Here is an 11,582-nt window from a genome sequence, read left to right as displayed (position 1 = left end):
ATTTCATATAATATTGAAGTTTTTGAAAATGCAAAAATCCAAAATATTTTTGCTAATAGCTTTTATTTAGCTGAAAAATTAGAAGATTATATCTCAAAAAATCACCCTTCAGTAAAAATATTTAGAGAAGCAGAACGCCTTGAAACTGGTGGTGGGCTTATAAATATTTGTAATCATATTGGTTATAAAAATTTATTCACGATGAATAGCGATATTGTTTTTCCAAATTTTTTACAAAACTGCCCTGTTAAAAACCTCCTTTCAAATTGGCAGGAAAACCAGTTTGAAGCTTTGCTTTTAATAGCTCATCGCGATAATTTTTTCGGTTATTCTGGCGTTGGTGATTACTCACTTGATGCACAAAATAAGCCAATAAAAAAGCCAAATAATGATTATATTTATACAGGCCTTCAAATTATAAATGCCACAATTCTTGAAAATTTTCCAAAAAAGATTTTTTCTTTATCAGAAATTTTCAATCTATGCTTGGCAAAAAACAAGTTAGGTGTTACAATTTACCACGATAAAGTTCTTCACATTGGTGATGTTGAAGGCTTGAAACTTGCAGAAAACTTCATAAATTCATAAATTTTAATGTTTGAAAGATTTAACATAATTTGTAAAAAAATTATTTCTGCTTTCTTCATAACCTTTATTTTTAGCTATCTTTCTTGGCATTTGGTTAATGGCAAAAATGGTATTTTGGCTTACTTCAAAGAGAAATCTCGCCTAGAAACACTAACCCATAGAGCTTTAACCATTGAAAGTAAGAGAGACGCTATCAAAAATAAAGTTGAAAGGCTTTACCCAAAGAGCCTAGATGCCGACTTACTTGATGAACAATATCGCAGAGCCAGTGGCAAAGTTAAGCCAAATGAATTTATTTATTATTACGATTAAATAATTCATTGAAATCAATCATTAGGAAATAATTTTACTATATAGCTTTCTAAAGTTAGCTCATCTGCAGAGTTAGCTTTTTGGCCGGTGATTAAAATATCTACATTATTCCCAGTATTTATTGAAGATGAGACCAAAGCTGTAATTGAGCTACCAAAATTTATGGCTGCACCAGCACCACTTATTTGAGATGAGATATTATTTCTATTGCAAATAACTGATGTAGTTCTTGAGCTTAAAGATGTTGTTAAATTTGCACTAAAAAAAATTGTGCCTGAAATACCGCCAAAGCGAACTCTAGGCGTTTTTATATTTGAATTATTATTTAAGCTCCAAGTGGTTTCAATTTCAACTCTGCCGTTCGCGCCCATTGAATTTGCAGGAAGTAGAATAGTTGCCAAGATTTGTTCTGTAGTAACTGCACCAACAGAAATTGCAACCGCACTTTGACCTAAAATATAACAAGTTTTAAGATTTTTACAGGCCTGAATAGCATTTGAAGCACCAGTGCCGCCATCTGCAATTGCAATATCAGTAACGCCAGAAATTGCACCGCCAGTAATATTCACCGCATTAGAATTTTGTGAGGCGATTGTGCCGATATTATCTGCAGTAATATTGTTAGAAAACGTAACATCGCCATTATCTTTATCAATAATGATTGCATCATTCCAACTTGAGCCATCTGGGCTAACTTTGAAGTGAAAATCATCATCACCTGTAAGGCCAATTTCTGCCCTGCCAGAATAATTATTTTGAAATAAAAAAGATGCAGAATTTGAAACCGAATTTTTATTAAGTTTCACCTGCACATTATCCGCAATATTATCAAATAATATCGCATCACTTTTAACGGCTAACTTATTTGTTGCATCCGCGGTTGTGTTAATGCCGATTCTTTCAAGGTTATCAAGGCTTATAACAGGTTGCCAAGTTGTGCCATCAAAGAAATATAATTTATTTTCATCATTCACATTTATAATGAAGCCCTCTTTTGGAGTATGAAATCGCCAGCCCCAATTTTCATTAAAGTAAGCAATTTTATTGGTTTGCCCTGCCCAAGCACCAGTTGCAGAAGGGGGAATTATATATAAATCACCATCTTCTGGGCTGCTGGGTGGCGTTAAAATAGATTTTGAAATCGCCCCTTTTGCCAAAAGTGCATCAATTATTGTAAGTGCTTCATTCAGTAAAACTTCCTTCTGGGCTTGGTTTTGATAGATTAAAGGCAGTAATAAATTTGTAGTTTTTTCGCTCATAAAATTCCATAATTTAGGTTACTTCTAAATTGTGGAACATTTATTTTAACTATGGAAGGGGGGTGTTTGTTTAGGTTTTGGGAATTGGGAGTTAGGCGTTGGGATTTAAGAGTTGGGGTAAAGTAATTTCTATACCCCAATTTCCAACACCTAACTCCCAATTATGAAAATATTATCACATAAATTAGATTTAATATTAAATTCACTCTAATAATTGCTTTTTTAATTGATATAAGTAAATATTGTTGTGTTTTAATATTAAATAATAACAAAAATTAGTGGGTTTTCTTATGTTGGATAAAAGAAGAAATAATCTTGTTGAAGATATTATAAACACTATGCCACAGGCAAACCTTGTGCCAATGGTGATTGAACAAGATGGCAGAGGTGAGCGTGCATTTGATATTTATTCAAGAATGCTAAGGGAGAGAATTATCTTCCTAAATGGCCCTGTTCATGATGGAATGTCTGCACTTCATGTGGCACAATTACTTTTCTTGGAGTCTGAAAATCCTGATAAAGATATTTCGCTTTATATTAATTCACCGGGTGGTGTGGTTACTTCAGGCCTCGCTATTTATGATACAATGCAATATATCAAGCCTGATGTTCGCACTATTTGCTTAGGGCAAGCGGCTTCAATGGGTTCACTTTTATTAACTGCTGGTCAGAAAGGTAAAAGATATTGCTTACCAAATGCAAGAGTGATGATCCACCAACCATCTGGCGGGTTTCAAGGGCAAGCTACTGATATGGAAATCCATGTTAAAGAAATTTTAAGCCTTAAACGCCGTTTGAATGATATGTATGTTAAGCATACTGGTAACAAATTGCCAATCATAGAAGCCGCGATGGAGCGTGATAATTTTATGAGTGCAGAAGAAGCTAGAAAATTCGGCCTTATTGATGAAGTTGTTGAAAAACGCCCTTCTGGCACTGAGGAAGAAAAGAAGAAAAAGTAGTCTCTTTTAGTTTAATTATTTTTAATAAATTTGATTTCAGATTAGAAGCCTTCATAAAATTAATAAATTGAAAAAAATTGCATTAATAGATTACGGCTCTGGCAATATACATTCGGCTTTTAAGGCGTTACAGAAAGCTGGAAATGATATTGCAGAAACACAAGTTTTTATAACCTCAAACGCTTCGGATTTGAAGGAGGCGACGCATATTGTACTGCCTGGGGTTGGTGCATTTGCTGATTGTTATCAAGGTGTTGCCTCAATTTCGGGTATGCTTGATGAGTTAAAAGAAAATATTTTACAGCTGAAAAAACCTTTCTTAGGTATTTGCGTTGGTATGCAATTACTTGCAGAAAAAGGCTTTGAAAATGGTGAACATCAAGGCTTTGGTTTTATTAAAGGCGAAGTTAAAAAATTTGAATCAATGAACCAACTCAAAATCCCACATATGGGTTGGAATAATATAAAAATCTCTAAAAATTCAGAAAATTTTTTATTCAAAAATATTGCAGAAAACTCTGATTTTTATTTTGTTCATTCATATCACTTTGAGGTTGAAAACAAGCAAGAAATTTCTTCAACTTGTAATTATGGCTATGATTTTTGTTCGGCAATACAGAAAGAAAATATTTTTGGGGTGCAGTTTCACCCAGAAAAAAGCCAGCAAAACGGGCTAAAACTTCTTGCCAATTTTATTGCGTTGTAATAACCATAAACTATCAACCATCAAATATAAACCAATAAAATGCTCTTCTTCCCAGCCATAGACCTTAAAGATGGAAATTGCGTTCGCCTTTATAAAGGCGATATGGAGAAAGCTACAATCTTTTCAAACAGCCCAGAAAACCAAGCAAAAATCTTTCAGGAAGAAGGGGCGGATTATCTTCATATCGTTGACTTAAATGGTGCTTTTGCAGGCAAGCCCGTAAATGATGAAGCGGTTAGAAAAATAATCGCTAATATTGAAATTCCAGTGCAACTAGGCGGTGGCATTAGAAATATTGCAACCATTGAAAGCTGGCTTGAGGCTGGTGTTTCAAGGGTGATACTCGGCACAGCCGCTGTTAAAAATCCTGATTTTGTTAAAGAAGCGTGCAAAAAATTTCCGCATAGAATTGTAGTTGGCGTTGATGCAAAAAATGGCTTTGTAGCCGTTGAAGGCTGGGCGAAGGAGAGTGAAATTACCACTGAAGAACTCGCCAAAAAATTTGAAGATTCAGGCGTTGCCTCAATAATTTACACTGACATTTCTAAAGATGGTGCGATGCAAGGGGCTGATATTTCAGGCACTAGCAAACTTGCGAAAGCAACTAAAATCCCAGTTATCGCTTCTGGTGGGGTTTCTAGCTTAGATGATTTAAGGCTTCTCAAAGCTATAGAAAAAGATGGCGTTGCAGGAGTTATTTCTGGCCGAGCCATTTATGAAAAAGCCTTCACAATCCGTGATGCTATTGAAATTTTGAGGTAGCAAACTTAATACCCAACAATTTACCATTTGCAAATTTGTTATAATGCTTTACTGAACAATTAGTTGTTAAAAACCATAAAAAAACTACAAAAAATGAAAAACTTAAAAGTCACTTCTGCTATTTTAGGCTTAGGCTTAATTGCATTATATTCAACTGCTTCAAATTCAGCTTCTTCTGATGTTTTTGGTGGGGCAAGCTTTATCAAAGATGCAAGCCATGGCTTTATTGGTGCAGTAACTGCAACTAATGGTGATATAACTCAAGAAGGTTTTCTTGTTCGTGGCAGTGCGGGTGCTGGTCAATATGATTATGATAATAGAAATGTTGCTGGTGGTGATGTAGAAACTAATTTTGGTAGCATTGATTTATTAGGTGGCTATCAGGCTTTCTTCCAAAATAATCAAACTCTAAAATTTTATGTTGGTGGCAGTTGGGAAAATCACCAATTATCTCCAAAAGATTACAATGCAGAAGTTAGAGGCACCGAGTTTGGCTTAAAATCTCAAGTTGAGTATTATGCTAATTTTAACAATGTAGTTACAAATGCAATTGGTGCTTATTCAACTGGTTTTGATACATATTTCACATTAGCTAATGTTGGCTATGATTTTGGTGGCTTTGCATTTGGCCCTGAAGTTGCCTTTTTAGGAAATGAAGGCTTCCATCAGCAACGCGTTGGTGGTTTTCTTGGTAATATAGAAATTGGCGATGTTATTTTAAGTTTAAGTTCTGGTTATGCATTTGCCTCTGGAGTTGCAGAACAAAGCATTTATGGTGGCTTTAACTTTACTAGAAGATTTTAATATAATTTCTTTAATCTATATTTTTTTGCTTCCACATTATCTAGGCCTTTAGTTGAAAGGCAAGAAAACCCTTCCTCAGTGCAAACTGAAAGGGTTTTCTTATTTGAGGAATCAGCTAAAAATATTTCTAAATTTATTGTTTTACCTAAAGGCAGGTTTTCAAAGCAAATTATATAAAATTCATCTTTGGTAATTTCTTTTATAACTGCATATTTAAGATTATTTTTATCAAAATTTATCAAAGCCGCATTCCAATTTTTTTCTTCTGATTTACTTAGAAACTTAAACGATAATATTGATTTTAAGAATTCCAAAGGGGTAGTAAAAAATTTATTACGATTCAAAAATTCTCTATGCCAATCTATTGAATATAGGCTATTTGCAAGAATATCCCTATCATCATTTGAGCCCCAAATTATACTTGCTGAAATACTATTTTTTTCAATATTTTCAATTTTGGCAGAAAATATAATCTCACCAAAAGGCATAAATAATTTAATTTCTATAATTTCAGAATGAGAATATTTTTTTGGGTTAGAATCATAAAATTCAATCCAATCTTCTGAGATTTTTTTTGTTATTCTAAAATTATTTTTATCACCATTAATTATAATTGGTGCTGGAATATCAAACCTAAAAAACTTATGAGTGTTTTTTGAATCTTTAATAACTTTTATAGTAAAAACTATAACTTTAATGCAATTAAATAAAGCCCAAAAGCCAGCTATGGCAAATAACTCAATGGTGTATCCTTCGCCGAAAGATTTATAAATATCAAGTTCAGAATGTTGAAATTTTTCTGGGTTGATATAACTTAAAAAATATTTAGCAACTGGCCCATAATTAAAATCTTTTGTTAATTTTATAATAGAATAAATAATCGCAAAAATATTCACCGCTAATAAAATTAATTGAGGCATCATTAATCCTAAATTAATTTTACCTTTGAGATTTTTCTTAGAGCTTCGCCATTTTAATTTTGCTCCAAAAACACCAATTGTAGAGATAAGGTGGATTGGCCAGCGTGCCATTGCGAAAATTTCATTCACCCAAAATCTTGAAAACCCAGAGCCTATTTCCTGTAAAAAAAGATAATTTATTATCGGAAATAATAAAACAATCATTATGTTGAAAACGCTTATTTCAAAAGGTTGTAGGCCAAAAATCAAAGCACCAATTGGAATGATAAATAGCAATAATTGTTGCCAACCTTCTAAATAAATTATCCCTAAAGTAAGATAGGAAATTTTTTGTTTTAGCGATAATTCTTTACATAATAAAATATTTTCTAAGGCTAATGCATGCAAATTTCCATGCGCCCACCTTCTTCTGGTTTTGTAATATTCTTCAAGGTCTGAGGCCGCAATTCCATAAGCAATAGATTCATTCAAATTCACAATTTTATAACCAGCCTTATGAAGTTTTAGCGAAGTGTGAATATCCTCTGTAACTGTATCAGTCGGTATTACGGCGATTTTATCTAAAGCACTTCTTCTATAAATAACACCTGTTCCAACACAAGAAGCACCATTAAAAGAGTCTCTACAAGGTTGCGAGATGCTATAAAAGAAAGATTGATCATGCCAAATAGCATTATTTTTTTGGGAGTTAATATACTGAAAAGCATCAATATTATAATAATCCTGAGGGGTTTGAACCATTGCTACTTTAGGCTCTGTAAAAAAACCTAGAGTAACATCTAAAGCGTGAGGCATTGCGATATGATCAGCATCTAAAACCATTATAAATTCTGCATTACTATGCATAAAGCCATTATTCAAATTTCCAGCTTTTGCGTTTTTATTATCATCTCTTCTAATGTAAATTATATCTAGCTCTTCTGCGAGCTTTTGAACTTCATCTCTCTTGCCATCATCTAATAAAAAAGTTTGATGCGGATATTTTATATTCTTCGCTGCAATTATTGTTCGCCTAATAATTTCTAGCGGCTCTTTATAAGTTGGCACAAAAACATCAACACTAAGGCCTTCTGGTGCTTGTTTTGGCTTATTATGATTATATTTCCAAGATGAGAATATTATTGAAGCACCAAGAATAAAACCCATTATTTCCGCAATAAAATATAGGCTTGAAAATATTATATAATTCTCATTAAGAATGGTTACACGCCAAATTAAATAAAGAGAGTAAATAATTAAATATAAAATAGCTGTGGTGCGAATAAAAATTTTACGCTTTTCAAACCTTTCAAATATTTGATATGAGGAAGTCTTAAGATTAAGATTTTCTTGTAAAATATCGTATGACACTATCCAGCCTTGTTTTTCTTATCAGATTTTAGGAAATATAAAATTTTGAAAGCTATATCTTGAGCCATTTCCTCAGCGAGTTTATTTTTAGCATCTTGCTTTAGGGCGTATCTACCATACTCTGAAGCAACCGCATCATAACCACCAACTGATCTCGTTCTACCATCAAATAAAACTTTGCCTGTTTCATTATTTTTTAGAGAGTAATTACCATCTAGAACCACATTAAAACGGGTAACTTGCCTATCAATCTGAATTGCGACCGCTTGCTCAGAAATCACTGCGTTTAGATCAACAAAATATGATTGATCAATGTTAATGCAAGCTTGGTTTAGCTTATCTTGAATTGCATATTGCATTCTTTTTCCGGGCAGACTTATTGCTGGGTCTTTTACTTTGAAATTAGAGCATTTTGATTTGCTATTTTCACCCCTGTTCTTATTTTCATATAGTGGCTCAAACCCACAAGATGCAAGAGTTAGAAGGAGGAGAAGTGTGAGAAAGTGTTTCATACAACCACTATATTAAGGATTTTATTTGGAACATAAATTATTTTCTTAATTTCTTTTCCGCTGGTTTGAGTTTGAACTGCTGGTTGCTCAAAGGCAAGTTTTTCAATAAGTTTTTGTTCAGAATCTTTTACAATTTTAATATTCGCACGAAGTTTTCCATTAACTTGCACCACAATCACAACTTCATCTTCCTCTAAAAGCGATGCATCTGCCTTTGGCCAAGGGGTTTTATATAAAGGCTCTGAATTGCCTAATTTCTGCCAGATTTCCTCAGTAATATGAGGAATTAATGGATTTAATAATTTTATTGCGGCTCGCATTCCTTCCATAAAAATAGCTTTGGCGGCATGCTGACCTTTTGGCATTTTTTCAAGTTCATTGGTGAGTTCTCTAATTCTTGCGACGGCTTTGTTGAGGTGGAAATTTTCCAAATCAGCAGTAACTAAATGAATAGTTTTGTGAGTTAATTTTCTGATTTTTAATAAATCGCCTGCAACACCAAGTAGCCAGTGATCACCATCAACGCCTTCTTTATAATCAGAGGAAAAAGCAAGCTTCCACAGGCGTTTTAGATATTTATACGCACCTTCAACGCCGGTTGAACTCCATTCTAAATCACGCTCTGGTGGAGAATCTGAAAGCATGAAAAGACGAGCAGTATCCGCACCATATTTCTCAATAATAAAGGAGGGATCAACCGTGTTATGCTTAGATTTACTCATCTTAATAGATGCACCAGATTTTATTTCCTCACCAGTTTTTATAATTTTATATTTGCCTTCACTAACTCGCTCAACTTCCTCAGGATAAAGCCAATTACCTTTGGAATCTTGATAGGTTTCGTGGCACACCATACCTTGGGTTAGCAATGCTTTGAAAGGCTCTGCAACATCGTGATAACCGCATTTGCGAAGTGCTTTAGTGAAAAATCTTGCATATAATAAATGCAGAACCGCGTGTTCAATGCCGCCGATATATTGATCAACAGGCAACCATTTATTAGCAATTTCTTCATCAAAAGCCTTTTTATTTTGTGGGTCAAGATAGCGGAAAAAATACCAAGAAGATTCAAAGAAAGTATCAAATGTGTCTGTTTCACGAGTAGCTGGCTTGCCGCATTTAGGGCAATCAACGTGCTTCCAAGATGGGTGAGAAGCAAGCGGATTACCTTTTATTTCCTTAGAAAAATCTACATCTTCAGGCAGTTTAACTGGAAGTTGATTTTCAGGAACTGGCACCGCACCGCAATCATCACAATAAATTATTGGAATTGGGCAACCCCAGTAACGCTGGCGAGAAACGCCCCAATCCCGCAAGCGATAAGTGATTTTGCCTTCACCAATTTTTCTTTCTTGCAGGGTTTTAATTATTTTTTGCTTAGCTTCTTTAACTTCTAAACCATCTAAGAAATGAGAATTTATAATCATCCCATCGCCTGTGTAGGCTTCTGTTAATACCTCACAATTATTAGAAATAACCTGCCTAATCGGTAAATTATATTTTTTTGCGAAATCAAAATCGCGTTGGTCATGAGCTGGACAAGCGAAAATTGCCCCCGTGCCGTAGCCCATTAGAACGAAATTTGCGATGTAAATTGGCAAAAATTCATTTTCTAAAAATGGGTGATGAACTTTAAGCCCTGTATCAAAACCTAGTTTTTCTGCTTTATCTAAAGCCTCAGCAGTAACTGCAACTTTGCGACATTTCTCAGCAAATTTTGCAATTTCATTATTATTTTCTGCCAGTTTTAATGCAATTGGGTGATCAGATGAAATACCAATAAAACTCGCACCGAATATAGTTTCTGGGCGGGTGGTGAATACTTCTATTTCGTCTATCGTTAATCGTTTATCGTTATTAGCTATTTGAAATTTTATTGAAGCACCTTCGGATTTTCCAATCCAGTTTTTCTGCATTGAAACAACTCGTTCTGGCCAATCGGTTAGAATATCTAAATCTTTAAGTAACTCCTCACTAAAATCAGAAATTTTTAGGAACCACTGCTTGAGCTTTTTGGTTTCAACCAACGCACCACTTCGCCAGCCTCTGCCATCAATCACTTGTTCATTAGCAAGCACGGTTTGATCTATTGGATCCCAATTAACTGAGGCCTCCCTCTGATAAGCAAGGCCATTTGCTAAAAAATCCAAAAACATTTTTTGTTCATGCTGGAAATATTCAGGGTCGCAAGTTGCAACTTCTCTATCCCAATCATAACCAATACCAATGGTTTTGATTTGCGAACGCATGAAATCTATGTTCTCATAAGTCCATTTTGCAGGGTGAGATTTATTTTTAATAGCAGCATTTTCTGCCGGCAAACCGAAGGCATCCCAACCGATTGGATGCAGAACATTAAAGCCAAGCGACGCCTTAAAACGAGCCGCCACATCGCCAAGCGTGTAATTTCGCAAATGCCCCATATGGATTTTACCAGATGGGTAAGGAAACATTTCAAGGCAGTAAAATTTTGGCTTGGAATTATTATTTATATCGGTTTTGAAAACCTGATTTTCTTCCCAATGTTTCTGCCACTTTGCTTCTGTTTCAATGTGATTATATTCGTGCATATTAGTTGGTAGTTAGTAATTGGGAGTTGGGGAGTTGGGAAGTGGGCATTAGGAGTTGGAAGTTGGAAAATTATTTCTTTTATAAAAAATTTTGGTTAAAAACTGAATACTAATTCCTAGTTCCCAATTCCTAAACCCTAACATCTAAATAGTATCTCCCTGCAAGCGGATTTCACGAGCACGAGAGAGGATTTTATCTTCCATAATTGTTTCAGTTTCTTTAGAAACCTTAGAATTAACCCATCTGCCACCAGAATAAACTTGCTTAAATAAAGTTACGGCAACGCCGCTCGCCCTTAAATCTGTTGAGTTTATGAGAACATTGGCTTTGATTCTTTCATTTTTCTTATCTTCATACCAATCAGTAATTATAACGCCACCAATCGCATCTGCGGAGGTAAGTGGCATAAAAGAAAGAACTTCTAAACTCGCTTGCCAAAGATATTTATTAACACCACCTTTAACATCTGTATTTGCTTCACCATCAATATTTCTATTGCCACCTAAGAAACTACCGCCACCAAGAAGAATTCTGCCCCTTTTAGCCCTTCTAAGTTCTTGGTTAGCCATTGGATATTTGAGGTTAATATCATCAGATTTTCTGCCAAGTTTTTCAAATTTTTCTTCCTCATCAGATGAGCAAGAAACCAAAACCAAACAAATGAATAAAAATAGCAAATTATTAAGTTTCATAATGAAATTATATTATAGTTTTTTCTATAAAAACTTATTTGAGTATTTTGTCAAAAGTTTTTCTTTGGTAAAAAAGAATTTGGCAATAACTAATATCTATAAATTTTATTAAATTTCTGCCCTTTTTCACCATAGTGTCACCCC

At 34.3% G+C, this 11,582-nt stretch carries 11 protein-coding genes; 6 read left to right on the top strand and 5 right to left on the bottom strand.

All coding sequences use genetic code 11. The features are described from left to right. Positions 1–588 (top strand): hypothetical protein (locus SFT90_06800; GenBank protein MDX1950189.1); only part of this gene is annotated, 588 nt, incomplete at its 5' end. 6 nt (positions 589–594) lie between these two features. Continuing rightward, complete coding sequence (locus SFT90_06795) at positions 595–900, top strand: septum formation initiator family protein (GenBank protein ID MDX1950188.1); 306 nt, start codon at positions 595–597, stop codon at positions 898–900. Positions 901–914: 14 nt separating this feature from the next. Here the strand turns inward: SFT90_06795 and SFT90_06790 are convergent, their stop codons facing one another. Beyond that, positions 915–2,159: a DUF2793 domain-containing protein gene (locus SFT90_06790; protein ID MDX1950187.1), complete on the bottom strand. Its 1,245-nt coding sequence runs from the start codon at positions 2,157–2,159 to the stop codon at positions 915–917. Between the two features lie 338 nt (positions 2,160–2,497). Here SFT90_06790 and clpP point away from each other — a divergent pair, with 338 nt between their 5' ends. The 4 genes from clpP (at position 2,498) to bcsS (ending at position 5,393) form a co-directional block, all read left to right on the top strand. Next, positions 2,498–3,121, top strand: coding sequence for an ATP-dependent Clp endopeptidase proteolytic subunit ClpP (clpP, locus tag SFT90_06785; GenBank protein MDX1950186.1), 624 nt, complete (start codon positions 2,498–2,500; stop codon positions 3,119–3,121). A gap of 67 nt (positions 3,122–3,188) precedes the next feature. Continuing rightward, positions 3,189–3,827 carry an imidazole glycerol phosphate synthase subunit HisH gene (gene hisH, locus SFT90_06780; protein MDX1950185.1) on the top strand — a complete coding sequence of 213 codons (639 nt, stop codon included), beginning with the start codon at positions 3,189–3,191 and terminating at the stop codon, positions 3,825–3,827. 39 nt (positions 3,828–3,866) lie between these two features. Further along, a complete protein-coding gene (gene hisA / locus SFT90_06775; GenBank protein ID MDX1950184.1) occupies positions 3,867–4,589 on the top strand; it encodes a 1-(5-phosphoribosyl)-5-[(5-phosphoribosylamino)methylideneamino]imidazole-4-carboxamide isomerase in 723 nt (240 codons plus the stop codon). Between the two features lie 93 nt (positions 4,590–4,682). Beyond that, positions 4,683–5,393 carry a cellulose biosynthesis protein BcsS gene (gene bcsS, locus SFT90_06770; GenBank protein MDX1950183.1) on the top strand — a complete coding sequence of 237 codons (711 nt, stop codon included), beginning with the start codon at positions 4,683–4,685 and terminating at the stop codon, positions 5,391–5,393. Here bcsS and SFT90_06765 read toward each other — a convergent pair. From SFT90_06765 to SFT90_06750, 4 genes are all read right to left on the bottom strand, one after another. Continuing rightward, the gene (locus SFT90_06765) at positions 5,390–7,663 is read right to left on the bottom strand and encodes a cellulose synthase catalytic subunit (protein MDX1950182.1); all 2,274 of its coding nucleotides are present in this window, start codon (positions 7,661–7,663) and stop codon (positions 5,390–5,392) included. The two genes, bcsS and SFT90_06765, sit on opposite strands and share 4 nt — an antisense overlap. Continuing rightward, the gene (locus tag SFT90_06760; GenBank protein MDX1950181.1) at positions 7,663–8,175 is read right to left on the bottom strand and encodes a hypothetical protein; all 513 of its coding nucleotides are present in this window, start codon (positions 8,173–8,175) and stop codon (positions 7,663–7,665) included. Before SFT90_06760 ends, SFT90_06765 begins: the two co-directional genes overlap by 1 nt. After that, positions 8,172–10,745: a leucine--tRNA ligase gene (leuS, locus tag SFT90_06755; GenBank protein MDX1950180.1), complete on the bottom strand. Its 2,574-nt coding sequence runs from the start codon at positions 10,743–10,745 to the stop codon at positions 8,172–8,174. Before leuS ends, SFT90_06760 begins: the two co-directional genes overlap by 4 nt. A gap of 144 nt (positions 10,746–10,889) precedes the next feature. Continuing rightward, complete coding sequence (locus SFT90_06750; protein ID MDX1950179.1) at positions 10,890–11,438, bottom strand: DUF3576 domain-containing protein; 549 nt, start codon at positions 11,436–11,438, stop codon at positions 10,890–10,892. Between the last annotated feature and the right edge of the window lie 144 nt (positions 11,439–11,582).

This window comes from Rickettsiales bacterium (genome assembly GCA_033762595.1).
Taxonomy (GTDB): domain Bacteria; phylum Pseudomonadota; class Alphaproteobacteria; order Rickettsiales; family UBA8987; genus JANPLD01.
Note: the sequence above shows the minus strand (reverse complement) of the source record. Positions and strands in the feature narration are given on the sequence as shown.

What these genes read in the sequence shown, in the direction of transcription:
- SFT90_06795 (MDX1950188.1), top strand. Translation starts at nt 595, where the DNA reads ATGTTTGAAAGATTTAACATAATTTGTAAAAAAATTATTTCTGCTTTC.
- SFT90_06790 (MDX1950187.1), bottom strand. Translation starts at nt 2,159, where the DNA reads ATGAGCGAAAAAACTACAAATTTATTACTGCCTTTAATCTATCAAAAC.
- clpP (MDX1950186.1), top strand. Translation starts at nt 2,498, where the DNA reads ATGCCACAGGCAAACCTTGTGCCAATGGTGATTGAACAAGATGGCAGA.
- hisA (MDX1950184.1), top strand. Translation starts at nt 3,867, where the DNA reads ATGCTCTTCTTCCCAGCCATAGACCTTAAAGATGGAAATTGCGTTCGC.
- bcsS (MDX1950183.1), top strand. Translation starts at nt 4,683, where the DNA reads ATGAAAAACTTAAAAGTCACTTCTGCTATTTTAGGCTTAGGCTTAATT.
- SFT90_06760 (MDX1950181.1), bottom strand. Translation starts at nt 8,175, where the DNA reads ATGAAACACTTTCTCACACTTCTCCTCCTTCTAACTCTTGCATCTTGT.
- leuS (MDX1950180.1), bottom strand. Translation starts at nt 10,745, where the DNA reads ATGCACGAATATAATCACATTGAAACAGAAGCAAAGTGGCAGAAACAT.
- SFT90_06750 (MDX1950179.1), bottom strand. Translation starts at nt 11,438, where the DNA reads ATGAAACTTAATAATTTGCTATTTTTATTCATTTGTTTGGTTTTGGTT.